Source organism: Streptomyces flaveolus (assembly GCF_000716535.1).
Lineage (GTDB): Bacteria > Actinomycetota > Actinomycetes > Streptomycetales > Streptomycetaceae > Streptomyces > Streptomyces flaveolus_A.
Map to the genome: position 1 here is coordinate 173,162 of NZ_JNWV01000006.1, position 24,786 is coordinate 197,947.

19 protein-coding genes and 1 tRNA gene are annotated in these 24,786 nt (G+C 71.2%); 7 read left to right on the forward strand and 13 right to left on the reverse strand.

All coding sequences use genetic code 11. From position 1 onward, the window contains the following. Window positions 1–69 precede the first annotated feature (69 nt). Window positions 70–1,506 (forward strand): pyruvate kinase, encoded by a 1,437-nt coding sequence (gene pyk / locus OO52_RS07360; protein ID WP_030642188.1) that lies wholly within the window; start codon window positions 70–72, stop codon window positions 1,504–1,506. Between the two features lie 27 nt (window positions 1,507–1,533). Here pyk and OO52_RS07365 read toward each other — a convergent pair whose 3' ends face one another. Beyond that, the gene (locus OO52_RS07365) at window positions 1,534–2,307 is read right to left on the reverse strand and encodes a helix-turn-helix domain-containing protein (RefSeq protein ID WP_030642191.1); all 774 of its coding nucleotides are present in this window, start codon (window positions 2,305–2,307) and stop codon (window positions 1,534–1,536) included. A 105-nt stretch (window positions 2,308–2,412) separates the two neighbouring features. Then, window positions 2,413–2,486 (reverse strand) — tRNA-Leu (locus tag OO52_RS07370). 104 nt (window positions 2,487–2,590) lie between these two features. Here OO52_RS07370 and OO52_RS07375 point away from each other — a divergent pair. Next, window positions 2,591–3,250: an ANTAR domain-containing response regulator gene (locus OO52_RS07375; protein ID WP_030642193.1), complete on the forward strand. Its 660-nt coding sequence runs from the start codon at window positions 2,591–2,593 to the stop codon at window positions 3,248–3,250. 72 nt (window positions 3,251–3,322) lie between these two features. Here OO52_RS07375 and OO52_RS07380 read toward each other — a convergent pair whose 3' ends face one another. The 9 genes from OO52_RS07380 to OO52_RS07420 form a co-directional block, all read right to left on the reverse strand. Further along, entirely contained in the window at window positions 3,323–4,039 is a 717-nt protein-coding gene (locus OO52_RS07380; protein WP_030642195.1) for an ABC transporter ATP-binding protein, read from the reverse strand. Then, window positions 4,036–4,992 (reverse strand): ABC transporter ATP-binding protein, encoded by a 957-nt coding sequence (locus OO52_RS07385; protein ID WP_030642197.1) that lies wholly within the window; start codon window positions 4,990–4,992, stop codon window positions 4,036–4,038. Before OO52_RS07385 ends, OO52_RS07380 begins: the two co-directional genes overlap by 4 nt. Window positions 4,993–4,997: 5 nt before the next feature. Continuing rightward, window positions 4,998–6,824, reverse strand: a complete 1,827-nt coding sequence (locus OO52_RS07390; RefSeq protein ID WP_030642198.1) for a branched-chain amino acid ABC transporter permease — start codon at window positions 6,822–6,824, stop codon at window positions 4,998–5,000. A gap of 5 nt (window positions 6,825–6,829) precedes the next feature. Further along, window positions 6,830–7,759, reverse strand: a complete 930-nt coding sequence (locus tag OO52_RS07395) for a branched-chain amino acid ABC transporter permease (protein ID WP_030642200.1) — start codon at window positions 7,757–7,759, stop codon at window positions 6,830–6,832. Window positions 7,760–7,870: 111 nt separating this feature from the next. After that, window positions 7,871–9,103 carry a branched-chain amino acid ABC transporter substrate-binding protein gene (locus tag OO52_RS07400; RefSeq protein WP_030642201.1) on the reverse strand — a complete coding sequence of 411 codons (1,233 nt, stop codon included), beginning with the start codon at window positions 9,101–9,103 and terminating at the stop codon, window positions 7,871–7,873. Between the two features lie 290 nt (window positions 9,104–9,393). Continuing rightward, a complete protein-coding gene (locus OO52_RS07405; protein WP_030642203.1) occupies window positions 9,394–10,029 on the reverse strand; it encodes a hypothetical protein in 636 nt (211 codons plus the stop codon). A 19-nt stretch (window positions 10,030–10,048) separates the two neighbouring features. After that, window positions 10,049–10,483 carry a hypothetical protein gene (locus tag OO52_RS07410; protein WP_030642205.1) on the reverse strand — a complete coding sequence of 145 codons (435 nt, stop codon included), beginning with the start codon at window positions 10,481–10,483 and terminating at the stop codon, window positions 10,049–10,051. 242 nt (window positions 10,484–10,725) lie between these two features. Next, complete coding sequence (locus OO52_RS07415) at window positions 10,726–11,217, reverse strand: hotdog fold thioesterase (protein ID WP_030642207.1); 492 nt, start codon at window positions 11,215–11,217, stop codon at window positions 10,726–10,728. A 48-nt stretch (window positions 11,218–11,265) separates the two neighbouring features. Beyond that, window positions 11,266–13,578 carry an FdhF/YdeP family oxidoreductase gene (locus tag OO52_RS07420; RefSeq protein WP_030642208.1) on the reverse strand — a complete coding sequence of 771 codons (2,313 nt, stop codon included), beginning with the start codon at window positions 13,576–13,578 and terminating at the stop codon, window positions 11,266–11,268. Window positions 13,579–13,878: 300 nt separating this feature from the next. On the opposite strand from OO52_RS07420, the gene polA reads away from it, so the two are divergent. Further along, window positions 13,879–16,605: a DNA polymerase I gene (gene polA, locus OO52_RS07425; protein WP_030642210.1), complete on the forward strand. Its 2,727-nt coding sequence runs from the start codon at window positions 13,879–13,881 to the stop codon at window positions 16,603–16,605. Between the two features lie 937 nt (window positions 16,606–17,542). Then, window positions 17,543–17,953 carry a hypothetical protein gene (locus tag OO52_RS49485; protein ID WP_199819923.1) on the forward strand — a complete coding sequence of 137 codons (411 nt, stop codon included), beginning with the start codon at window positions 17,543–17,545 and terminating at the stop codon, window positions 17,951–17,953. Here the strand turns inward: OO52_RS49485 and OO52_RS07440 are convergent. Further along, on the reverse strand, window positions 17,862–18,731 hold the full coding sequence (locus tag OO52_RS07440) for a DUF4184 family protein (RefSeq protein WP_030642214.1): 870 nt from the start codon (window positions 18,729–18,731) through the stop codon (window positions 17,862–17,864). The genes OO52_RS49485 and OO52_RS07440 overlap by 92 nt on opposite strands. Window positions 18,732–19,046: 315 nt before the next feature. On the opposite strand from OO52_RS07440, the gene OO52_RS07445 reads away from it, so the two are divergent. From OO52_RS07445 to OO52_RS07450, 3 genes are all read left to right on the forward strand, one after another. Next, window positions 19,047–20,810, forward strand: coding sequence for a lytic transglycosylase domain-containing protein (locus OO52_RS07445; protein WP_030642216.1), 1,764 nt, complete (start codon window positions 19,047–19,049; stop codon window positions 20,808–20,810). Between the two features lie 170 nt (window positions 20,811–20,980). Further along, window positions 20,981–21,115, forward strand: coding sequence for an SPW_0924 family protein (locus OO52_RS49490; protein ID WP_106971951.1), 135 nt, complete (start codon window positions 20,981–20,983; stop codon window positions 21,113–21,115). Between the two features lie 27 nt (window positions 21,116–21,142). After that, a complete protein-coding gene (locus tag OO52_RS07450; protein ID WP_030642219.1) occupies window positions 21,143–22,135 on the forward strand; it encodes a DUF3068 domain-containing protein in 993 nt (330 codons plus the stop codon). On the opposite strand, the gene hrpB is transcribed toward OO52_RS07450, so the two are convergent. After that, window positions 22,125–24,749, reverse strand: coding sequence for an ATP-dependent helicase HrpB (hrpB, locus tag OO52_RS07455; protein WP_030642222.1), 2,625 nt, complete (start codon window positions 24,747–24,749; stop codon window positions 22,125–22,127). The genes OO52_RS07450 and hrpB overlap by 11 nt on opposite strands. Between the last annotated feature and the right edge of the window lie 37 nt (window positions 24,750–24,786).

Consider the following 24,786-nt stretch of genomic DNA (forward strand, 5'->3'; position numbering starts at 1 on the left):
TGCCGAAAGTCCGTTGACTGGACATACGGCGCCAATTCTCTACCCGCCGGTAAGCCATAGGCTCGACTCATGCGCCGAGCAAAGATCGTTTGTACATTGGGGCCCGCCACCGACTCGTACGACCAGATCAAGGCACTGGTCCAGGCCGGAATGGACGTCGCCCGGTTCAACCTCAGCCACGGCACCCACGCCGAGCACGAGGAGCGGTACCAGCGCGTGCGAAAGGCCGCCGACGAGACCGGCCGCAGTGTCGGAATCCTCGCCGACCTTCAGGGTCCGAAGATCCGCCTCGGCCGCTTCGCCGAAGGACCCGTACTCCTTGAACGCGACGACACCTTCACCATCACCGTGGAGGAGGGCGTCGACGGCGACCGCCACCGGTGCGGCACCACCCACGCCGGCCTCGCCACCGACGTCACCCCCGGCGAGCGCATCCTCGTGGACGACGGCAGGGTCTGCCTGGAGGTCACCGACGTCGACGGCCCCCGCGTACACACCCGGGTGGTCGAAGGCGGGGTCATCTCCGACCACAAGGGCCTGAACCTCCCCGGGGTGGCCGTCTCCGTCCCCGCCCTCTCCAAGAAGGACGAGGACGACCTGCGCTGGGCTCTGCGCACCGGCTTCGACGTCATCGCCCTCTCCTTCGTCCGCAGCGGCGACGACGTCGTGGACGTACACCGGATCATGGCCGACGAAGGACGCCGCCTCCCCGTGATCGCCAAGATCGAGAAACCGCAGGCCGTCACCGACCTCGACGGCATCGTGGCCGCCTTCGACGGCCTGATGGTCGCACGCGGCGACCTGGGCGTGGAGATGCCGCTGGAACAGGTGCCGATCGTCCAGAAGCGCGCCATCAAACTCGCCAAACGCAACGCCAAACCGGTGATCGTCGCCACCCAGATGCTCGACTCGATGATCGAGAACTCCCGGCCCACCCGCGCCGAGGCCTCCGACGTCGCCAACGCGGTCCTCGACGGCACCGACGCGGTCATGCTCTCCGGCGAGACCAGCGTCGGCAAATACCCCGTCGAGACCGTACGCACCATGGCGAAGATCGTCGAGGCGGCCGAGGAGGACATGCTGGCGGCGGGCCTGCCGCCGCTCACCGAGCGGAACAAGCCGCGCACCCAGGGCGGCGCGGTCGCCCGGGCCGCCGCCGAGATGGGCGACTTCCTCGGCGCGAAGTTCCTCGTCGCGTTCACGCAGTCGGGCGACACCGCCCGCCGGCTCTCCCGCTACCGCTCCCCGATCCCCCTCCTGGCCTTCACCCCCGAACCGGCCACCCGCTCCCAGCTCAGCCTCACCTGGGGCGCGGAGACCTTCCTCGGCCCGCACGTGGACTCCACCGACGCCATGGTCGACCAGGTGGACGAACTGCTCCTGAAGTACGGCCGCTGCCAGAAGGGCGACGTCGTGGTGATCACGGCCGGCTCCCCGCCCGGCGTCTCCGGCTCCACCAACATGGTCCGCGTCCACCACATCGGCGAGGACGACAGCCCGAAGTGACGGGCCGGGCCCCTTTCGGGGCCCTTTTCAGTGCTTGGGGCCGACGTGGGTGTCCATGAGGGCGACGGAGGCCTTCTTGGCGACGGAGATGTTGTACGGGTTCCCGTCGCGGGTGCAGTGCGTCCATTCGACGCCGAGTTTGTCGAGGGTGTCCGTGTACAGGCCCCGGATGTCGTCCGACTTGTTGGTGAAGAAGTAGCGCGGATACTCGTACCGCTTGCGCTCACCACCGACCATCCGGGTCGTCCAGTTGGTGATGCGGCAGCCGTCGGAGTGGATGAGTCCCCGGATGAAATCCCAGGGGTGGGCGTCGACGATGGCTTGCTGCCAGGGTTCCAGAACGATCGGACGCTCGTGCTTCTTACCGGGGCCGTGCTGGGGGAAGAGGCAGGGCCAGTGCTTGCTGGTGCTGGTGACCGCCGCACAGCCTTGTTTCTGCACACGGAAGACGCTGTTGTCCGGGCGCACGGCGCGGAGTGCCGCCTCGCACGCGTCGATGATGCCTGGCCAGGCATTGTCCAGCACCACGCGCATGATGTAGACGCCTCTGCGGTGAGCGTTGATGCAGCCGTCGCCGAGGTAGAGGCCGAGAAGGTAGGCGTAGGCGGCCGCGTCCTCGGGCGGACCGGGAATCTCCTGGCAGCGGGGGCAGGGCTTGCTCACGCGTTCGACGGGCTCGATGCAGGTCTGCCAGGAGCGGATCGCGTATCGGGATATCCCCGTCTCCCTGCTGACGGAGCTGAGGCTTCGCCCTTGCGCTACCAGCGCCAGCGCTCGCTTGCGTGTGCTGATGTCGTACATGTGGACACCATGCGAGAGTGATCACGGCGACATGCAGCAAAAAGCGGAAGATCACGCGAACGCGATCCTCCGCTTGCCTTGCCGACCTTGGAATCGAAGGAAAAGTGCCCCGGGTGGGACTCGAACCCACACTGAATACCTTTTGAGGGTATCGTCTCTACCGATTGGACTACCGGAGCTCCTGCGAATCGAAGATTAATGCCGACCCGCTGCCAGTCCACCATACCGTAGCTAGGTAGGCTCTTGTCAGCAGTACCGGCCTGCCCCGTACCAAGGAGCCTCAGTGACCGCCCCCGAGTCGCCCCAGCCCGCAGACGTGCCCGACGACGACAAGTCGCACGTGCCTCCGCTGACGACCCGTGTCGTCATCGCCGAGGACGAGGCCCTGATCCGGCTCGACCTGAAAGAGATGCTGGAGGAGGAGGGGTACACCGTCGTCGGCGAGGCCGGGGACGGTGAGCAGGCCGTCGAGCTGGCCCGCGAGCACAAGCCGGACCTGGTCATCCTGGACGTGAAGATGCCCAAGCTGGACGGCATCTCCGCGGCCGAGAAGATCGCCCAGGAGTCCATCGCGCCGGTCCTGATGCTCACCGCCTTCTCGCAGCGCGACCTCGTCGAGCGTGCCCGGGACGCCGGTGCCATGGCCTACCTGGTCAAGCCGTTCAGCAAGAGCGACGTCGTCCCGGCGATCGAGATGGCCGTCTCCCGGTTCACCGAGCTGAAGCAGCTGGAGCAGGAGGTCGCCGACCTCACCCAGCGGCTGGAGACGCGCAAGCTGGTCGACCGCGCGAAGTCGATCCTGCAGACCGAGTACGGGCTGACCGAGCCGGCCGCGTTCCGCTGGATCCAGAAGACGTCGATGGACCGCCGCATGTCGATGCAGCAGGTCGCGGAGGCGGTCATCGCGGACAGCGAGGAGAAGAAGGCGGCCAAGAAGGACTGAGCACGTCCGGCAGGACAGAGGCCCGCGCCCCGGAGAAGGGGGCGCGGGCCTCTGTCGTACGCGAACGAACGGTCAGTCCTCGCCGAGGTAGGCCTTCCGGACCGACTCGTCGTGCAGCAGGTCCTGGCCCGTGCCGGACAGGACGATGTTGCCGACCTCCATGACGTGTCCCTGGTCGGCGAGCGAGAGCGCCGCCTGGGCGTTCTGTTCGACCAGCAGGATCGTGGTGCCCTGTGCCTTGAGTTCGGCGATCGTGGCCATGATCTTCTGCATCATGATCGGCGACAGACCCATCGACGGCTCGTCCAGCATCAGCAGCTTCGGCTGGGACATCAGCGCCCTGCCCATGGCGAGCATCTGCTGCTCACCGCCGGAGAGGGTGCCCGCGGCCTGCTTGCGCCGCTCTCCGAGGATGGGGAAGAGGTCGTAGGCGCGCTGGATGTCCTTCTCGATGCCGGGCTTGTCGTTGCGCAGGAAGGCGCCGAGGCGGAGGTTGTCCTCGATGCTCATGCGCGGGAAGATGTGCCGGCCCTCGGGGGAGTGGGCGAGGCCCAGGGAGACCACCTGGTGGGCGGGGATCTTCTTCAGCGACCTGCCGTTGAACTTGATCTGTCCGCCGACCGGCTTCAGCAGTCCGGACAGTGTGCGCAGGGTGGTGGTCTTGCCGGCGCCGTTGGTGCCGATGAGGGTGACGACCTGACCGGCCTCGACCTTGAAGGAGATGCCCTTGACGGCTTCGATCTTGCCGTAGGCGACCCTCAGGTCCTCGACTTCCAGCAGTGTGGTCATCGGTCGTTCTCCTTGCCGGGCGCGGCGTCGGTCGTGGTGTCGGCGCCCGTGGCCGTGGTGTCGGCGTCTGTCTCGGCGGTGGCCTCGGCGTGTGCCTCGGCGGCCTCGACTTCGGCCACCTCCTCGGCGCCGGGCGCGTCCTCGAAGGGCTCGCCGAGGTAGGCCGCGACGACGCGCTCGTCGCCCTGGACGGTGGCGCTGTCGCCCTCGATGAGCTTCTCGCCCTGTACGAGCACGGCCACGCGGTCGCACAGGTTGAAGATGAAGCGCATGTCGTGCTCGATGACGAGGACGGCGATGCCCATGTCCCGGATGGCGAAGACCAGTTCCTCGGTGGTGCGGGTCTCCTGCGGGTTCATGCCGGCGGTCGGTTCGTCGAGGAGGAGCAGGCCGGGCTCGCTGGCGAGGGCGCGGGCGATCTCCAGCTTGCGCTGTTCGCCGTAGGGGAGGTTGCGGGCGAGGTGTTCGGCCTTGTGGTCGAGGCCGACGAAGGCCAGCAGTTCCATGGCCCGGTCCCTGGAGGCCTTTTCGGCCTTGTGGAAGCCGGGGCCGCGCAGGACGGCGGACCAGAAGCCTTCTTTGGTGCGGGTGTGCCGGCCGACGAGGACGTTTTCCAGGACCGTCATGTTGGCGAACAGGCGGATGTTCTGGAAGGTGCGGGCGATGCCGGCCGCGGTGACCTTGAAGGATTTGGGCGGCAGGACGTTGCCCTTGTAGCGGACTTCGCCCTCGGTGGGGACGTACAGGCCGGTGAGGCAGTTGAAGAAGGTGGTCTTTCCGGCGCCGTTGGGGCCGATGAGGCCGACGATCTCGCCTGCGTTGACGGTGAGGTCGACGCCGCGTACGGCGGTCAGGCCGCCGAAGCGCATGGTGACGCCGCGGGCGTCGAGGACGGTCTCGCCGGGCGTGGTGGCGCCGGGGGTGGTGTCCTTCGTGGTGGTGTCGGTGGTCATGGTGGTCAGGCCCCCGCCTTCGTCAGGAGGGTGGGTGCTTCCGCCTCTTCGTGGAATTCGAGCTGGCGGCGGCGGTTGGGGATGAGGCCCTCGGGGCGGAACCGCATCAGCAGGATGAGTGCGAGGCCGAAGGCGAAGAGCTGGTAGTTGCCGAGGAACTGGAGCTTGTTCGGGATGAGGAAGAGCAGGGCGGCGCCGATCAGGGGGCCGCTGATGGTGCCCATGCCGCCGAGGACGACGGCGGCGAGCAGGAAGGCGGAGTTGGGTGGGATGGGGCCGGCGAACAGGTACTGCTCGGGTGTCACGGTGTAGGTGACGTGGGCCTGGACGGTGCCGGCGAGTCCGGCGAGGGAGGCGCCGACGGCGAAGGCGATGAGCTTGACGCGGAAGCCGTTGATGCCCATGGCGAGGGCGGCGGTCTCGTCCTCGCGGATGGCCACCCAGGCGCGTCCGATGCGGGAGTTGCCGCTGCGGCGGAAGACCAGCACCACGACCGCGGTGATGATCAGCATCAGGAAGAAGTAGTTGGCGAACCGGCCGATGGTGAAGCCGCCCATGTCGTGCTGGGCGCCGAAGTCGAAGCCGAGGACGTCGAGGTTGGGGATCGAGGAGATGCCGTTGGAGCCGTTGGTGAGGTCGGGTCCGGAGGTGCCGTCGAGGTTGTTCGCGGTGATGCGGAAGATCTCACCGAAGCCGAGGGTGACGATGGCGAGGTAGTCGCCGCGCAGCCGGAGGGTCGGGGCGCCGATGAGCACGCCGAAGACGAGGGAGGCGGCGGCGCCGACGAGTACGGCGGCCCAGAACGGGAAGTGCACGTCGAAGGGTGAGCTGGGGGAGCCGGAGACCAGGGCTGCCGCGTAGGCGCCGACGCCGAGGAAGGCGACGTATCCGAGGTCGAGGAGGCCGGCGAGGCCGACGACGATGTTCAGGCCGAGGGCGACGGTGGCGAAGATGAGGATGTAGACGCCGAGGGTCGCGTACTGGTCGTTGGTCTGGGTGAAGGGGAAGAGTGCGGCTGCGACGAAGGCGCCGCAGATGGTGATGTTGGTGTGCCGGGAGGCGATCTGTGAGGCGTGGGCGATCACGCCGGCCTTGTTGAGGGCGGCGAAGCCGAAGCCCGCGGTGATGAGGAAGCCGATGAACTGTTCGTCGTACTCGGTGCCGATGCCGTAGGTGAAGACGACCAGGCCGAGGGCGAGCATCGCGACGATGATCAGGATCTCGGCGTACGAGGGCAGGGTGGCGACGGGGCGGGGCGCGTCGGCGGCGAAGACCGCCTTGGTGGTTTCCCACTTGTACGCGGCGTCGTGCTTGAACTTTTCCCAGCCGGTGTCGTCGGGGTCGATCGGTTCGGGTTCGGGCCGCTGGAAGGGCAGGGCGAGGGCGCCGGCCAGGGCGGCGAGGCTGCCGATGGCGACGAGGAAGCCGCCGGGTTCGAGGTTGACGAGTCCGCCGAGGTCGACGCTGATGGCGAGGACCGTGTACCAGCTGGTGGCGAAGGTGGCGAGGGTGGCGAACCGCAGGGCCGCGTCGGGGCCGGCGGGTGTCAGCCAGCCCAGGCCGCGGATGCCGTAGGAGGCCAGTGCGAAGAGGGTGGCGAGGATCGCGCCGATGAGGACGAGGACCTGGAGGCCGCCGGGGTAGCCGTAGACGGTGAGGTCGCCGGGGAAGTCGGCGGTCCAGGTCCAGGCGAGGAAGGTGGAGACGATCGTCAGCGCGCTGCCGCCGAGGGCGAGGGCGCGGGCGGCCTTCTCGGGCAGGGGCAGCAGGCCGGTGGGGGTGTCGGCCTTGCGGGCGCTGGGGGTGTCGGGTGCGGTGGTCTGTGTGGTCATCGGTCTCACGCCCTGTCCGCGACGCGCTCGCCGAGCAGGCCCTGTGGCCTGAACAGCAGTACGAGGATGAGGAGTACGAAGGCCCAGACGTCGGCCCAGGACTGGCTGCCGAACTTGTCCATGCCCGGGATGTCGGCGATGTAGGCGGTGGCCAGGGTCTCGGCCACGCCGAGGACCACGCCGCCGATCATGGCTCCGTAGATGTTGCCGATGCCGCCGAGGACGGCCGCGGTGAACGCCTTGAGACCGAGGATGAAGCCCATGCGGAAGTTGATCTCGCCGTACTTCAGGCCGTAGGCGACGGCTCCGACGGCGGCGAACGTGGCGCCGAGCGCGAAGGCGATCACGATGATGCGGTCGGTGTTGACGCCCATCAGCTTGGCGGTGTCCGGGTCCTGCGCGGTGGCCTGCATGCCGCGGCCGGTGCGGGTCTTCATGACGAAGTAGGCGAGGACGGCCATGCTGATCGGGGCCGCGACGACGAGGAAGATGTCGCCGGTCTGGATGGTGACGCTGCCGATCTCGAAGGGGCCGCCCTCGATCTGCGGGAAGGTGCGCGCGGACTTCGCCTCGGGGTACCAGGCCCATACGGCCTGCTGGAGTGCCAGCGAGAGGCCGATGGCGGTGATCAGGGGTGCGAGGCGCGGGGCGTTGCGGAGCGGCCGGTAGGCGAATCGTTCCGCTCCGACGGCGATCGCGACCGCGACGACGACGGCACCGATGATCATCAGCGGCAGCGCGATCCACATGCTGGTGCCGCCGGGGAGCCAGAGCCAGACGGTGAGAGCGCCGAACGCTCCCGTCATGAATATCTCGCCGTGGGCGAAGTTGATGAGCTGGACGATGCCGTAGACCATTGTGTAGCCGATGGCGACCAGCCCGTACATGGATCCTAGTAGCAGGCCGTTGACCAGCTGCTGCGGCAGTTCGTTCACCGCATGTCCTCCGAGCGTTCGGAAAGTGCGAGGGATGTGGCCGGATGCGAGTCCGCGCGGGGCGCCAGTGGAACAGCGCCCCGCGCGGCTCGTGTGGGGTTCAGGCGGGGATCAGCCGGTGTAGGTACCGGACTTGACGGGAACCCAGGCACCGTTCTTCACGGCGTAGACGGTGAGCTGCTTGTTGGTGGCGTCACCGTACTCGTCGAAGGAGACCTTGCCGGTCACGCCGTCGAACGCCACGCCCTGCATGGCCTCGGTGACCTTCGCGCGGGCGTCGGAGGGCAGCTTGCCGCCGTTGGCGTCGACGACCTTCTTGACGGCCTCGATGATCGCCCAGGCGGAGTCGTAGGCGTAACCGCCGTACGCCGAGTACTCCTCCTTGTAGCCGGCGGCCTTGTAGTCGGCGACGAACTGCTTGGCGGAGGGCAGGTCCTCGACCGGGGCGCCGACGGAGGTGGCGAGGTCGCCGGTGCTCTCGGAGCCCGCCAGCTTCATGAACGTGTCGTCCTTGATGCCGTCACCGCCGACCAGCGGGATCTTGGCGCCGGCGGCCTTGATCTGCTTGCTGAGCGGGCCGGCCTGCGGGTACTCGCCGCCGTAGTAGACGACTTCGGCACCCGAGTTCTTCACCTTGGTGGCGACCGCGGAGAAGTCCTTGGCGTCCGGGTTGATGTGCTCGGTGCCGACCACCTTGCCGCCGAGCTTCTTGAACTCCTCGGTGAAGGTGGCGGCGAGGCCGGAGCCGTAGGTCTTCTTGTCGTCGATGACGAAGACCTTCTTCTTCTTGGCGGTGTTGAAGACGTACTGGGCGGCGAACGGGCCCTGGATGGCGTCCGTGGTCGCGGTGCGGAAGTACGCCTTGTACGGGCGGACCTTCTTGTTCTGCCAGTCCGTGCCCTGGGTGAGGGCCGGGCCGGTGTTGGCCGGGGAGACCTCGACCAGCTTGGCGTCGTCGAAGACCTTCTGCATCGACTCGGCGACGGAGGAGTTCAGCGGGCCGACGACACCGAGGACGTCCTGCTCGGAGACGAATTTCGAGGCGTTCTGCTGGCCGGCGGACGGCTGCGCCTGGTCGTCGAGGGACTCGATCTTGAAGGTGACGCCCTTGACGAGCTTCTGCTTGTTGGCGTTGCGGACGGCGAGGTCCGCGGAGTTCTTGATGCCGAGGCCCATGGCGGACAGGTCGCCGGTCAGGGGGGCGTCGACGCCGATGACGACGGTGCTGCCGCCGTTGTCGGAGTCGGAACCCTTGTCGCCGCTGTCGCGCGAGCCGCAGGCGGTGAGGGTGAGCGCTCCCGCCGCCAGCGCGGCGGTGATGGCGATAAGCGAACGTTGACGCACGATCAGTCCTTTCCCCAGGCACAACCGCCTCCCCGTGGAAGCGGCCGAGTCGCGCGCCGCGCTGAATTGGACAATCCGAAGGCGCGGTGACTGGCCGTGACTCTAAGCGTGTGTGGGGAACGTGGAGGAGTGTCTGACCGAGGCTGTGACGCTCTTGTTATGACACGACGTAATGCAGAGCGGTACTTGGTGGGGTGGAAGGTGGAATTCAGGTGGATTCGCACCGTCCGCATTGTGAGAACCCGCAGGACCCGCCTTGATCCATCCAGGCGTCTCAGCCGTTTTGGTGATTACCGAAATTTGTTGCTGCAGGCTACTTGCAGGGCGTGTGAGAGGTCCTGTGCGTAGCGGGGGCCCAGGATGAAGCTCTGGACCTGTATTGCGCGCGTATTACGCAGAGTTACGTCCAGGAAAGGGAGTCCGGCGTTCTGGGGGGCTTTTTCGCATTCCGTCACGTGCATCGTGATCGTGACTTTGCGGGCGGAACCCGACTTGGTGCGAAGCGGAACAGGTGGTTCCGTATTCAGGGACAGCCCCGCGTACGGCTGGGCCACACGGGTCACGGTGACCGGCGGCCCCGAGGTCACGCTCAGCAGCACGGCGAAGCTGAAGCTGCGGGGCGGGGCGCCCGCGGGCGTGGTCCGGCCGTCGAGGTAGGTCATGTCCACCACCTGGGCGGGATAAGGGACTTGCGCCTGCGCGCGGGGCTCGCGCGGGGGCGGCCGATGCGGCCGGGTGGCGTACAGATAGCCGCCGCCCGACAGGGCGACGGCCGCGGCGGTGAGGGCGACGGTGATCCGCCGGTGGCGGGCGTACCAGGCGGCCAGGGCCGCGCGCGTCCGGCCGGGCGGACGCGTGTCCTCCGGCCGGCGGCCGTCCCACGCGCGCGTGCCTTCGCCGGGCTCCGGCGGGCCGATGCCGCTCATGTCCAGGGACCTCCGTCGCTCATGTCCAGGGGCCTCCGCTCGGGGTCCCGTGACGGTAGCGCTCGGTACACGCCGCGCGGGCCTGACGGCGCATCACCTGTCCGGCCCGTTCCGTCCCTTGACGCTGCCGCGCGGAGCGTCCCGCGGCCACGACGTCCCTCAGGATCTGGTACTGCCCGTGGGACAGGCCCATCGACTGGTAGTCGCCGTAGGTGCCGTCGGCGAGCGTCTTGCGGGCCCAGTAGGTGACGAGCCTGGTGCACAGGTCGGCGTCTGAAGTCGGCTGCGCCGGGGCGGAGGCCGAGGCTGGGGGTGGGGCCGAGGCTGGGGTTGAGGTCGGGGAGAGAGCGGAGCCGTCCGGTCCGGTGCAGGCCGTCGTGTACAGCAGCGCCGGCAGCGCCAGCCCGAACACCAGGAACCTCACCCCCGGCCGGGGGCCTCCTCGCCGTCCCATGTGCCGAAGCTAAGGGGAGGGAGGGCGAGGGGCAACGGTCCGGCAGGGGCCGCGGCGAAAGCGGGGCTCGTGCGTCCGGTGGACTCCGCGGTGCAGCGGGACTCGGGGTCCGGTGGACTCCGCCCGGCAGAGGCCGCGGTGCGCGGGGGCGGCGTCCGGTGGACTCCGCCCGGGAGGGGGCGCGGTGCAGCGGGCTCGGCGTTCGACGGACTCCGCCGGGCAGGGGTCGCGGTGAAGCGGGCTCAGCTCGCGGCGGACTCCGCGGGCGCCCCGTCGCCCGGCCGGGCGTCGCGCAGCAGGCAGGTCAGCCGGGCGGTGCAGACGCGGCGGCCCTCCTCGTCGCTGATCACGATCTCGTACGTCGCCGTCGACCGCCCCCGGTGCACCGGCGTGGCCACGCCCGTCACCAGGCCGGAGCGGACCCCGCGGTGGTGCGTGCAGTTCAGGTCCACCCCGACCGCGATCTTCGTGCTGCCGCCGTGCAGCATGGAACCGACCGAGCCCAGGGTCTCCGCCAGCACCGCCGAGGCCCCGCCGTGCAGCAGGCCGTACGGCTGGGTGTTGCCCTCCACCGGCATGGTGCCGACGACCTTGTCCGCCGAGGCCTCCAGGATCTGCACGCCCATCCGCGTGCCCAGGTGTCCGGCCGAGAACAGGGCGGGCAGGTCCACACCGAGCGCCGCGTACTCGTCGAGGACCTCCTGCGGGAACTTCACTTGCTGCTGCTCACCCATGGGCCGGCTCCGTTTCGTCGTCCACCTGTCTGCTCGCTGAGCAAACGCTCAGTCGGTCGCCGATTGTTCCAGACGACTCCCGGCGGTGCCGGTGTGGTCCTCCAGTCGTACGACGACGGACTTGCTGACCGGGGTGTTGCTGGTGTCGGCGGTGGCGTCCAACGGGACCAGCACGTTCGTCTCGGGGTAGTACGCCGCCGCGCATCCCCGGGCCGTCGGATACAGCACGACCCGGAAACCGGGCGCCCGCCGCTCCACCCCGTCCCGCCACTCGCTCACCAGATCGACGTACGACCCCTCGGCGACCCCGAGCGACCGGGCGTCCTCGGGGTGCACCAGCACCACCCTGCGCCCGCCCGTGATGCCCCGGTACCGGTCGTCCAGGCCGTAGATCGTGGTGTTGTACTGGTCGTGCGAGCGCAGGGTCTGCAGCAGCAGCCGGCCCTCGGGCAGCGCCGGGTACTCCACCGGCGCGGCCGTGAAGTTGGCCTTGCCCGTGGCGGTCGGGAAGCGCCGCTCGTCGCGCGGGGCGTGCGGCAGCGCGAAGCCGCCGGGCCGGGACACGCGCGCGTTGAAGTCCTCGAAGCCGGGGATCACGCGCGCGATGCGGTCACGGACGGTCGCGTAGTCCTTCGCGAACTCCTCCCACGGCACGACGCTGCGCTCGCCGAGCACCCGGCGGGCGAGACCGCAGACGATGGCCGGCTCGGACCGCAGGTGCGGGCTCGCGGGCCTCAGCCGCCCGCGCGAGGCGTGCACCATGCCCATGGAGTCCTCGACCGTCACGAACTGCTCGCCGCTGTCCTGCACATCGCGTTCGGTCCGGCCCAGCGTGGGCAGGATCAGCGCCCGCGCGCCCGTGACCACGTGCGAGCGGTTCAGCTTGGTCGACACGTGCACGGTCAGCCGCGCGCGGCGCATCGCGGCCTCGGTGACCTCGGTGTCGGGTGAGGCGGAGACGAAGTTGCCGCCCATGGCGAAGAAGACCTTGGCCTCGCCGTCGCGCAGCGCGCGGATGGCCCGTACGACGTCGAAGCCGTGCTCGCGCGGCGGCGCGAACCCGAACTCCTTCTCCAGGGCGTCCAGGAACGTCGGCGCGGGCCGTTCGAAGATGCCCATGGTGCGGTCGCCCTGGACGTTGCTGTGCCCGCGCACCGGGCACACGCCCGCACCCGGGCGGCCGATGTTGCCGCGCAGCAGCAGGAAGTTGACCACCTCGCGGATGGTCGGGACGGCGTGCTTGTGCTGGGTGAGGCCCATCGCCCAGCAGACGATGGTCCGCTTGGAGGCGAGGACCATGTCGAGGGCCTGCTCGATCTCCGCGCGCGTGAGGCCGGTCGCGGTCAGCGTCTCCGCCCAGTCGGCGGCACGCGCGGCCTCGGCGAACTCCTCGAAGCCGTGGGTGTGTTCGCGGACGAACTCCTCGTCGACCGCGCCGTCCGTCTCCAGGATCAGCTTGTTGAGGAGCCGGAAGAGCGCCTGGTCGCCGCCGATGCGGATCTGCAGGAACAGGTCGGTGAGGGCGGCGCCCTTCACGAGGCCCTGCGGGGTCTGGGGGTTCTTGAAGCGCTCCAGACCTGCCTCGGGCAGCGGATTGACGCTGATGACCTTCGCGCCGTTCGCCTTGGCCTTCTCCAGCGCGGAGAGCATGCGCGGATGGTTCGTGCCCGGGTTCTGGCCGGCGACGATGATCAGGTCGGCCTTGTACAGGTCCTCCAGCAGGACGCTGCCCTTGCCGATCCCGATCGTCTCGCTGAGCGCCGACCCGGACGACTCGTGGCACATGTTCGAGCAGTCCGGCAGGTTGTTCGTGCCCAGCTCGCGCGCGAAGAGCTGGTACAGGAACGCGGCCTCGTTGCTGGTGCGGCCCGAGGTGTAGAACACGGCCTCGTCCGGGGAGCCGAGGGCGGCGATCTCCTCGGCGACGATGTCGAAGGCCCGCTCCCAGGAGACCGGCTCGTAGTGCGTGCCGCCCTCGGGGAGGTACATGGGGTGCGTGAGCCGGCCCTGCTGGCCCAGCCAGTAGCCGCTGCGGCCGGACAGGTCCGCGACCGAGTGCGCGGCGAAGAACTCGGGCGTGACCCGGCGCAGGGTGGCCTCCTCGGCCACCGCCTTGGCGCCGTTCTCGCAGAACTCCGCCGTGTGCCGGTGGTCCGGCTCCGGCCAGGCGCAGCCCGGGCAGTCGAAGCCGTCCTTCTGGTTCACGCGCAGCAGCGTCAGCGCGGTGCGCTTGACCCCCATCTGCTGCTGGGCGATGCGCAGGGTGTGCCCGATGGCCGGCAGCCCCGCCGCCGCGTGCTTGGGCTCCGCGACCTGCGGCGCGTCCTGGACCGGATCACCCTTGGGCGGCTTCGTCGCCATCGCACGCTCCCCTTCGACTGCGTGTGAGAAGTACGCCGCCGATCCTCCCACGGCGCACCGACAACGGTGCGGGGCGGGAGGGGCGGGAGGCGGCGGCATTGCTCGCGCGGGCTCCACGGCGTCCGTCCGCGCGGGGTCCTGGTCGCGGTGAGTGACCGTGACCTGCGCGGTCCTCGTCGCCGTGAACGGCCATGACCTGCGCGCTCTTCATCGCCGTGAGTGACCGGGCGGCAGCTCCGCGTACCCCGGGGAACAACCGCCCGGCCCGCGCTGTCAGTGGCTCGTGGCAGGATCGGGGACGTGGCAGAGACAGCATCGAAGCAGACCGACAAGATCCCCGGCGGCAGCCGTCCCCGGCTGATGCTCATGGACGGGCACTCGCTGGCCTACCGCGCGTTCTTCGCGCTGCCCGCGGAGAACTTCACGACCGCGACCGGCCAGCCGACGAACGCGATCTACGGCTTCGCGTCGATGCTGGCCAACACCCTGCGTGACGAGGCCCCCACGCACTTCGCGGTGGCCTTCGACGTCTCCCGCAAGACCTGGCGCTCCGAGCGGTTCACCGAGTACAAGGCGAACCGCTCCAAGACCCCGGACGAGTTCAAGGGTCAGGTCGAGCTGATCGGCGAGCTGCTCGACGCGATGCACGCGCACCGCTTCGCCGTCGAGGGCTACGAGGCGGACGACGTCATCGCCACCCTCGCCACCCAGGCCGAGGCCGAGGGCTTCGAGGTGCTGATCGTCACCGGTGACCGCGACTCCTTCCAGCTGGTGACCGAGAACACCACCGTCCTCTACCCGACCAAGGGCGTCTCGGAGCTGACCCGGTTCACCCCGGAGAAGGTTTTCGAGAAGTACGGATTGACGCCCGCCCAGTACCCGGACTTCGCGGCCCTGCGCGGCGACCCGTCCGACAACCTCCCCGGCATCCCCGGCGTCGGCGAGAAGACCGCCGCGAAGTGGATCAACCAGTTCGGCTCCTTCGCCGAGCTGGTCGAGCGGGTCGAGGAGGTCAAGGGCAAGGCCGGGCAGAACCTCCGCGACCACCTGGAGTCCGTCAAGCTCAACCGCGTCCTCACCGAGCTGGAACGCGAGGTGGAGCTGCCGAAGACGGTCGCCGAGCTGGAGCGGGCCCCGTACGACCGCAAGGCCGTCGCGATGGTCCTGGACACCCTGGAGATCCGCAACCCCTCGCTGCGCGAGCGGCTCTTCGCCGTCGACCCCGGCACGGAGGAGGCCGAGGCCACCCCGATCACCACCGACGGCGTGGAGATCGACGGCCGGATCCTGCGCACCGGCGAGCTGGCTCCCTGGCTCGCCGAGCACGGCGCCGGACCGCTGGGCGTCGTCACCGTAGACACGTGGGCGCTGGGCGCCGGCTCGGTCGCCGAGGTCGCCCTCGCCGCGGCCGGCGGAGCGGCGGCCTGGTTCGACCCCTCCGAGCTGGACGAGGCCGACGAGAACGCCTTCGCCGCCTGGCTGGCCGACGCGGACCGCCCCAAGGTGTTCCACAACGCCAAGGGCGCCATGCGCGTCTTCGCCGAGCACGGCTGGACCGTGGAGGGCGTGACCATGGACACCGCGCTCGCCGCCTACCTGGTCAAGCCCGGCCGCCGCTCCTTCGACCTGGACGCGCTGTCGATGGAGTACCTGCACCGCGAGCTGGCCCCCGCCGCCGCGGCCGACGGCCAGCTGGCCTTCGGCGCGGACGACGGCGCCGAGGCCGAGGCCCTGATGGTCCAGGCCCGCGCCGTTCTGGACCTCGGCACGGCCTTCGAGGGCCGCCTGGAGGAGGTGGGAGCCGCCGACCTGCTCCGCGACATGGAGCTGCCCACGTCCGCGCTGCTCGCCCGCATGGAGCGGCACGGCATCGCGGCGGACCGGCCGCACCTCGAAGCGATGGAGCAGATGTTCGCGGGCGCCGTGCAGCAGGCCGTGAAGGAGGCGCACGCGGCGGCAGGGCACGAGTTCAACCTGGGCTCGCCCAAGCAGCTCCAGGAGGTCCTCTTCGGCGAGCTGGCCCTGCCGAAGACGAAGAAGACCAAGACCGGCTACACCACGGACGCCGACGCCCTGGCCTGGCTCGCCACCCAGACCGACAACGAACTGCCCGTGATCATGCTCCGGCACCGCGAGCAGGCCAAGCTGCGGGTCACCGTCGAGGGGCTGATCAAGACCATCGCGGGCGACGGCCGCATCCACACCACCTTCAACCAGACGGTGGCCGCGACCGGGCGTCTCTCCTCCACCGACCCCAACCTCCAGAACATCCCCGTCCGCACGGACGAGGGCCGGGCGATCCGCCGGGGCTTCGTGGTCGGCGAGGGCTTCGAGTCCCTGTTGACCGCGGACTACAGCCAGATCGAACTGCGCGTCATGGCCCACCTCTCCGAGGACGAGGGCCTGATCCAGGCGTTCACCTCCGGCGAGGACCTGCACACCACCGCCGCGTCCCAGGTGTTCGGCGTCGAGCCCGGGGCGGTCGACGCGGAGATGCGCCGCAAGATCAAGGCGATGTCGTACGGCCTCGCGTACGGCCTGTCCGCGTTCGGCCTCTCCCAGCAGCTCAACATCGAGGCGGCCGAGGCCCGAGCCCTGATGGACGCGTACTTCGAACGCTTCGGCGGGGTCAGGGACTATCTGCGCCGGGCGGTCGACGAGGCCAGGGCGACGGGCTACACGGCGACGCTCTTCGGGCGCCGCCGCTACCTCCCCGACCTCAACAGCGACAACCGCCAGCGCCGCGAGGCGGCCGAGCGCATGGCCCTCAACGCGCCCATCCAGGGCACGGCGGCGGACATCGTGAAGATCGCCATGCTCAAGGTGGACAGCGCGCTGCGGGAAGCGGACCTCAAGTCCCGCATGCTCCTCCAGGTGCACGACGAGATCGTCCTGGAGGTCGCCCCCGGCGAGCGCGCGGCCACGGAGGAGATCGTCCGCCGCGAAATGGCGGGCGCCGTACAGCTCAGGGCCCCGCTGGACGTCTCGGTGGGCGTGGGCCCGGACTGGGAATCGGCAGCCCACTAGCCTGCGGCGCATTGGCGCGGGTGACGCCGGGGGAGGGGTGCGTGGCGGAGGCTCTGTGCCCGGGCGGAGGGGTGCTTGGGCGGAGGGGCTCTGTGCCAGGCGGAGGGGCGCGTGGCGGAGGGCTCTGCGACCAGGCGGAGCGGTGCGTCGGCGGAGGGTGCTCTGTGGCCGGTGGGAGGCGCCGGGCCGCGGGGAGGCGGGGGTTGCGGCCGGCCGAGCGGGGGCCGGCGCCCCCTCCGCTGCCGTTCGACGGTCCCGCGGGGCGCGTGGCGGAGGGCTCTGCGACCAGGCGGAGCGGTGCGTCGGCGGAGGGCGCTCTGTGACCGGCGGGAGGTGTCGGGCCACGCGGAGGCGGGCGTTGCGGCCGGCCAAGCCGGGGCCGGCGCCCCTCCGCTGCCGTTCCACGGTCCCGCGGGGCGCATGGCGGAGGGCTCTGCGACCAGGCGGAGCGGTGCGTCGGCGGAGGGCGCTCTGTGACCGGTGAGGCGCCGGGCCACGCGGAGGCGGGCGTTGCGGCCGGCCAAGCCGGGACCGACGCCCCCTCCGCCGCCGCCCCCACGGCCCCGCTGGTCGACTTTTCGCCGCAACGGCGATCACCCCCGCGACCCAGCCCGGCGTGCCAACTCACCGCACCCCTGCCGCGCCACCACCACCGGCCCACGCCTACCGCTACCGCGCCAACCCGACTGCGGCACCACCACCGCGCCACGACCACCGGCCCACGCCTACCGCTACCGCGCCACCCCTACCGGCCCACCCCTACCGCTACCGCTCCCCCAACCGCCACGCCCCGACAGCCCTACCCCGACCGTGCCACCTTCCCCCCGGCACCCACCTCGGATCCGAACACGCAGCCGAACCCCCGGAGGGATCCGTCACAACCCGAACGGCCCCCGCCAAAACGCACCGCACCCCCCGCAGCCGCAACACTGCGGGCATGGGTATACGCATGCTTCACCGCCGGACGCCCGAGGCAGCAGCCGGGGTCTGGGTGGACACCGCCTCGACGCAGGCCGTGCCCGCCGCGCCGGTGCCGGCCCTCGCGGCCGACGCAAGCACCGCCCGCATCCCGGCCGACCTGGCCACGACCGTCCGCAACGTCCCCAAGGACCTCCGGCGCAGGGTCGCCGGCCGCGCGGCCCGCACCCCCGACTGGCGTCAGTGGGCCGACCTGGCGCGCGGCTACGCCGCCCTCGTCCTCACCCTGATCCCGAGATCACGTCCCCGGCCCACGCTCACGGTCTTCGTCGCGACCGTCACCGAGCGACCGGCCGCTCCCGGCCCGCACCGACCACCCCACCGGGATCCCCAGGATCCCCGAGACCAGCGGCCGGACGCCAGACCCTGACCCCGACGGCGTACAGCAGCAGCCCCAGGACCAGCCCGGCGCCCACCCCGAAGCACAGGGTGGGCACCAGTTCCCACGGGCCCGCGGCCGTACCCCGCCGCTCCCACCACCGCGCCGTCCGCTGCACCGCCGCGGCCAGCGCGCAGCCGCCGATCAGCGCGAGCGACAGGCACCGGTCCCGCACGGACAGCACCGGCACCCCCGCCGGCACCCCGTCCGGTGCCCGCCGCAGCGCGCGCACCACGAACACGGCGATCACCACCGCGCCCGCCGCCGACGAGCCGTACTGCAGCCAGGTGAACAGCGGCATGCCCGCGGGACGGTCCCGCCCGATGGCCGGAAACAGCCGCGTGCCCCACCGGTCGTGATGCGTGAACGCGTCCCACACGACATGGGTGAGCGCGCCGAGCACCGCGGAGGCGTACCACCACCCCACCGCCGCGGCCCGTACACGCGCGCGGGGCGCACCGCGGCGCAGCAGGGCGGCCGGCCGGCCCTGCCGGGCCCGTGGCAGCAGCGCGAGCAACGGCTCCCGCACCAGCAGCCACAGCCCCGCCAGGGTCCAGGCGATGAGCACGTCGACCGTGACGACCCCGGTGAACGCGTGCGTGACCGCGCCGAACTCCATTCCGCCCGGCAGGACACCGGCCGCGTAGTAGGGCATGTCGGGCGCGAAGGAGCCCGCGACGAGCACCGTCGGCACCAGGAGGCCCCGGCCGCTCCCGTCCCGGCGGATCGCGGGCAGCACGGCCGCCGCGTGGCTGAGCGTGAAGGGCAACAGAGCCTCCCGGAGCGGTCGGCGGCCCGGAAGGCGGCGACGGTGATCAGGTCAGCTCAGTATGCGTGAGGGCCGTCCGGGCAGGTTCGGGTGACGACAGTTGGCCAACCGGTGAAATCCGGGCGCGAACCGGTGCAGCTTCCAAGCAAGTTGTCGTAGGGTCACCTGCGGCGCTGTGCGGGCGCACGGACGTACACCCGTCGCACGGGTGGAAAGGCGGAACAGGCGCAACCACAGCACCGGGTCAACCGTCACACCAGAGCGAGGCAGACAGAAGGAGACGGACGCACGGCGTCCACGGGAGGGGTTCACTCTATGGCGGCGCACATCGGCAGGCGGCTGCGCAAGGGAGCGGCGACCACCGCCGTGGCCGCGGCAGCGGTAGCGGCTCTCTCCGCGTCCCAGGCTCCGGGAGTGACCAGCGAGGACAACGGCAGACAGGCGGCGGCCGGCGCCAGCGCCCCCACCGCGGACGATCCCGCCGACGGCAACGCCACCGGCAACTCGCCGTACTACACGGACCTGCCGCCGCTGAAGAGTCCCAACCCCAGCCCCTCGTCGAGCGCCGGCACCCCGGTCTCCCGCGGGGAGGCCGAGGCGGGCATACCGGCGACGGTCCTCGACGCCTACAAGAAGGCCGAGGCGGAACTGCGCTCCGCCAAGCCCGGCTGCAACCTGCCCTGGCAACTGCTCGCCGCCATCGGCAAGGTGGAGTCGGGGCACGCCCGCGGCGGCCAGGTCGACGCCGACGGCACCACCGTGGGCCGGATCCTGGGACCGCAGCTCGACGGCAACGGCTTCGCGCTCATCCCGGACACCGACGACGGTGCGTTCGACGGCAACAGCACCTACGACCAGGCCGTCGGCCCCATGCAGTTCATCCCGTCCACGTGGGCCTGGGCGGGCCGCGACGGCAACGGGGACGGCAAGAAGGACCCCAACAACGTCTACGACGCCGCCCTCGCCGCGGGCCACTACCTGTGCCGCAACGGCTGGGACATGTCCACCGAGAGCGGCCTGCACAGCGCGATCCTCAGCTACAACAACTCGCAGGACTACCTCAACCTGGTCCTGAACTGGCTGGAGTACTACCGCAAGGGCAGCCACTCGATCCCGGACGGCACCGGCGGCGTCCCCGAGCACCGCAGCGACGACAACTCCGGCCACACCACTTCCCCGAAGCCCTCCGCCCCGCCGAGCGACAAGCCGCACCCGAAGCCGCACAAGCCCGGCAACGGCGGGGGCGATCACAGCGGGAACGAGAACTCCGGCCCCAAGCCGACGCCTCCCGCCCCGCCGACGCCTCCCGCCCCGCCGACGCCGCCCGCGCCGCCGACGGACCCCCAGACGCCCACCGACCTGGTCGACCACCTGGTGGGTGTGGGCACCGGAAAGCTCACGGCCATGGCCGGTGACGCCTTCGCCGAGCCGGTCAGCGTCCGCGCCGAGACCAAGGTCGGCAAGTCCGTCGCCAAGGTCCGGATCCGGTTCACCATCACCGGTGACACCGACGCCACCTTCGCCGGCGGCGAGTCCGTGGCCACGGTCGCCACCGACGCCAAGGGCATCGCGCTCGCCCCGGCGCTCCAGGCCGGCGAGAAGACCGGCGACTTCAAGGTCACCGCAGCCGTCGTGGGCCGCTCGGTCAAGGGCGTCGATTTCGCGGCGACCGTCACCGCGCGTGCCGCCGACGCCCTGGCCCGCACGAGCGACACCCCGCTGAGCTGCGCGCCGGACGGCGAGTTCGCCGACCAGGTCCAGGTGAAGGCGACCTACAAGGGCGCCGTCGCGGACAAGGTCGTGGCCACCGCCACACTGGTCAAGTCGGCGGACGACGCGACGGAGAACGACAAGGGTCCCTACTTCAAGGACGCCGACGGCAAGGCCGTACGCACCCTCACCGGCCTCCAGACGGACGGCAAGGGCCTGCTCACGCTGCCGAAGCTGTACGCCGACGACACCACCGGCACGTTCCTGCTCCGCATCACCACCACGGGCGGCGCCACGCTCACGGTCGAACTGAAGGTCGCCGCCGCCGACTCGTCGGCGAGCCCGGACCCGAGCGCGTCCTCCTCCTGACGCACAGCGGCGCACAGGGCGCCCGACCCACTCCGGCGGGCGGGCGCCCTTCTTCGTGCGGTCACCGCTGTTCTCATCTCGCCCTCCCGTTGCTACGGTGCCGGACCTGACGACCCATCAGAGTCCGGTGGGGTCCAGTCAGGCCACCGACCGCCGACGGGAGGCCCCGCATGCGCGCCCTGATCGCCGCGGCGACCGGCCTCGCCCTCGCGTTCGCCCTGGCCCTCGCGATCAGCGCGCTGGGCCCGCAGTCGGGCCGGACGTCCCCCAAGCCGCTGCTGACGACGGTGCCCGCGCACCCGTAGCCACGCCCGCCCGGAAGGGAGGCCGGAATGCGCCGCAAGGCAAGCCTGGTCCTGCTCGCCTGCGCCGTGTTCTGCGCGGCACTGGCCCCGCTGTTGCGCTGGTACGCCTTCCCGCGCGTGGCCCGGGTCCCCGCCGGCCAGTACCAGGACATGGTCCTGGAGGCCCGGAACGCCACCCTCCTCGACTACGGCACCATGCGCGCGAAGAAGGTCCCCAAGGTCACCATCGTGCAGACCCTCAAGGGCGACGTGGAGGCCGCGAAGAAGATCGGGAGGACGGCGGGGCGGCCGGTCGTCGTCTGGGACAGCCTGTCCTACGTCCAGGGCCCGGACGGCAAGATGGTCTCCAAGGTGCCCGAACGGTACGTCTTCGACGCCCACAGCCAAGACCCTGTGCACGCCACCGGCGAGATGGTCGACGGCGACCCGGTGAAGCGCGAGGGCATCGAGTTCAAATGGCCCTTCCTGACACAGAAACGGGACTACGAGTACTTCGACGCGCAGACCCGCACCACCAACCCCATCCACTACCGGGGCACCCGGACCTTCCGCGGCCTGACGGTCTACTACTTCGAGCAGACCGTCCCCTGGACCAAGGTCCCCATGCCGAAGACCATGCCCGTGCGGGGCATCACCCCGGAATCGGTCGCCAGGACCGGCACCACCCGCTGGTACACCACGGTCCGCAGATTCTGGGTCGAACCCGTCACCGGCGCACCCGTCTACGGCGAGGAGATCCACCAGGAGGAACTGCGCGGCGGCACCCTGCTCGGCGGTCGCGCCAAGGTCACCGCGTTCGCCGGGCACGTGAAGATGCGCGAGGACTACATCGACCACACGGTCGCCCTGGTCCGGCACAACCGCACCCTCGTCCTGGCCCTCACCTCGTACGTCCCCTGGGGCTCCCTCGGCCTCGGCCTGCTGCTCCTCGCGCTCTCCCTCTGGCTGGAGGCCCGCGCCCGCCGCCCGCGGGACCCCGCGCCCACGCCCACGGAAGAGCCCGAACCGGTCAGCGCCTGAGCCGCGCGTTGGTGTGCCGCGTGGGCTCGGCGCTCGCCGGGTCCTCCGGCCACGGATGCTTGGGATACCGGCCGCGCAGCTCCGCCCGGACCGCCCGGTAACCGTCCGCCCAGAAGGAGGCCAGGTCGGCCGTGACGGCGGCGGGCCGCCCGGCGGGCGAGAGCAGGTGCACGAGCAGCGGCACGCCCGCCACCGCCGGTGTCTCCCGCAGCCCGAACATCTCCTGGAGCTTGACGGCGAGGACCGGCCGTTCGGGATCCCGGTAGTCGATCCGGATCCTGGACCCACTCGGTACCGCGATCCGCTCGGGCGCGAGCTCGTCCAGCCGTGCGGCCTCGCCGCTCGCCCAGGGCAGCAGCCGCGCCAGCGCCTGTCCGGCGTCGATCCGGGCGAGATCGGCCCGCCGCCGGGCCCTGCTCAGCTCGGGTTCCAGCCACTCGTCCACGCGCGCGTGCAGCGCCGCGTCGGACACGTCCGGCCATGGCTCACCCAGGTGCGCCCGCAGGAACGCCAGCCGCTGCCGTAGCACCTCCGCCTCCGGCGACCAGCGGAGCAGCCCGAGCCCGTCCTGCCGGAGCCCTTCGAGGAGGGCGCCGCGTACGAGGTCCGGATCGGCGTCCTTCAAGGGCCGTACCGCCAGCTCGATCGCCCCTAGCCGTTCGACACGCCGGGCCACGACGTCCCCGTCGGCCCAGTGCACCTCGTCCCCCTCCGTCAGAAGCGCGCCGGCGGCGGCCCGTGCCACGTCCTCGTCCACGGCCGCTCCGAGCAGCACGCGCGCGTGGCCCTTCCCGGAGGGCCGGTCGGCGACGGCCACGACGATCCAGGGAGCACCCCGCAACGCGGACCCCTCGGCCGGCTCGGCCCGGGTCCCGGACGCCATGAGATACGACCCACCGTCCAGCCTGGCGACCCGCTCGGGGAAGGCGAGCGCGGCGACGAGCCCGACGAGCTTGTCGTCACCGTCACCGGCACCGGCCGGACCACCCGCCCCGACCGGATGCGCAGCAGGCGAAGAACCGGCCACCCGCCCCTGGGCCGTGCGGTCCTGCTTCCTGACCCCGGTGTCTGTCGCCGCCGCGACGTTCCCTTGGGACCGACGGTCACGGGCGGGTGCGTGGGGGAACTCCGTGGAGACCGACCGCAGCCGCCGTACCTCCGCGGCCCACCGCCCCGCGTACGCGTCACCCCCGCCCCGGGCCCGCCGCAACGCACCCGCGAGGTCATCGCCGTACTCCCGCGGCACCTCCTCGGAGAGCAACGCGACGACCGGGGCCCCCGCACCGGAGGTGTCGAGCAGCGCCCGCCCCAGCCGGGGATGCACCCCCAGCCGGGCCAACCGCACCCCGACCTCCGTGGCCCGCCCGACGGAGTCCACCGCTCCCACGGCCGCCAGCACCTCACGCGCCGCCGCCATCGCCCCGCCCGGCGGCGGATCCAGCAACGCCAGCCCGGAGGCGTCCGGATCGCCCCAGCAGGCCGCCTGAAGGGCGAACGCCGTCAGGTCGGCCACCTTGATCTCCGGCGCCGGAAACGCCGGCAGACGGCCGTCCTCGGCCTCCGTCCAGCAGCGGTACACCGCACCCGGTGCCTCACGACCGGCCCGCCCCGCCCGCTGCCGCCCGGCCGCCCGGGAAGCCCGTACGGTCGTCAGCCCGCTCAGCCCGCGCGCGTGATCCACCCGGGGCTCCCGCGCCAGCCCGGAGTCGACCACCACCCGCACCCCGGGTACGGTCAGCGACGACTCGGCCACGGACGTCGCCAGCACCACCCGGCGCCGCGCACCGGGCGCCAGCACCGCGTCCTGCACGGCGGCCGGCGCCCGCCCGTGCACCTGGAGCACGTCCACGTCACCGGGATCCCCCAGCAGGCCCGCCACGCGCGCGATCTCGCCGACACCGGGCAGGAAACACAGCACGTCCCCGGCCCGCTCGGCCAGCGCCCGCCGCACCACCGACGCCACATGGGCCAGCAGCGCAGGATCCACCCGCATCCCGTGCGGCGGCCGTACCGGACGTGCCGGGGGAGCCCACACGGCCTCCACCGGATGCGCCGCGCCCGCCGCCTCGACCACCGGCGCCCCGCCGAGCAGCCGCGCCCACCCCTCGGCGTCCGTGGTCGCCGACGCGGCCACCAGCCGCAGTTCCGGCCGCAGCGCCTGCCGCACGTCCCACAGGAACGCGGCCACCGTGTCGGCGTCCAGATGCCGCTCGTGGCACTCGTCGAGGACGACGACGTCCACCCCCGCCAGCTCCTGGTCACGCTGGAGCCGCTGCAGCAGGACACCGGTCGTCACGACCTCCACGCGCGTGTGCCGGCCCACGGACCGCTCGCCGCGCACCGTGAAGCCGACGCTCCCGCCCGGCTGCTCGCCCAGCAGCCACGCCATGCGCCGCGCCGCCGCCCGCGCCGCGATCCGCCGCGGCTCGGCCACCACGACCCGCCGCGCGGGACCGCCGCCGACCAGCCCCGCCAGCACCAGCGGCACCAGCGTCGTCTTGCCGGTGCCGGGCGGCGCCACCAGGACGGCGGTGCCGTGCCCGTCCAGGGCCTCGGTCAGGGCGGGAAGGGCGCCACGCACGGGAAGGGCGTCCAGGGCGTCGTAACGGATCACGCCCCTAGTGTCGTACGCAGCCCCGGATGTCTTTCAC

Bases quoted from the DNA above. Each gene is read 5' to 3' on its own strand.
- pyk (WP_030642188.1), top strand. From the start codon at position 70: ATGCGCCGAGCAAAGATCGTTTGTACATTGGGGCCCGCCACCGACTCG.
- OO52_RS07365 (WP_030642191.1), bottom strand. From the start codon at position 2,307: ATGTACGACATCAGCACACGCAAGCGAGCGCTGGCGCTGGTAGCGCAA.
- OO52_RS07380 (WP_030642195.1), bottom strand. From the start codon at position 4,039: ATGACCACACTGCTGGAAGTCGAGGACCTGAGGGTCGCCTACGGCAAG.
- OO52_RS07385 (WP_030642197.1), bottom strand. From the start codon at position 4,992: ATGACCACCGACACCACCACGAAGGACACCACCCCCGGCGCCACCACG.
- OO52_RS07390 (WP_030642198.1), bottom strand. From the start codon at position 6,824: ATGACCACACAGACCACCGCACCCGACACCCCCAGCGCCCGCAAGGCC.
- OO52_RS07405 (WP_030642203.1), bottom strand. From the start codon at position 10,029: ATGAGCGGCATCGGCCCGCCGGAGCCCGGCGAAGGCACGCGCGCGTGG.
- OO52_RS07410 (WP_030642205.1), bottom strand. From the start codon at position 10,483: ATGGGACGGCGAGGAGGCCCCCGGCCGGGGGTGAGGTTCCTGGTGTTC.
- OO52_RS07415 (WP_030642207.1), bottom strand. From the start codon at position 11,217: ATGGGTGAGCAGCAGCAAGTGAAGTTCCCGCAGGAGGTCCTCGACGAG.
- OO52_RS07420 (WP_030642208.1), bottom strand. From the start codon at position 13,578: ATGGCGACGAAGCCGCCCAAGGGTGATCCGGTCCAGGACGCGCCGCAG.
- OO52_RS49485 (WP_199819923.1), top strand. From the start codon at position 17,543: ATGGGTATACGCATGCTTCACCGCCGGACGCCCGAGGCAGCAGCCGGG.
- OO52_RS07445 (WP_030642216.1), top strand. From the start codon at position 19,047: ATGGCGGCGCACATCGGCAGGCGGCTGCGCAAGGGAGCGGCGACCACC.
- OO52_RS49490 (WP_106971951.1), top strand. From the start codon at position 20,981: ATGCGCGCCCTGATCGCCGCGGCGACCGGCCTCGCCCTCGCGTTCGCC.
- OO52_RS07450 (WP_030642219.1), top strand. From the start codon at position 21,143: ATGCGCCGCAAGGCAAGCCTGGTCCTGCTCGCCTGCGCCGTGTTCTGC.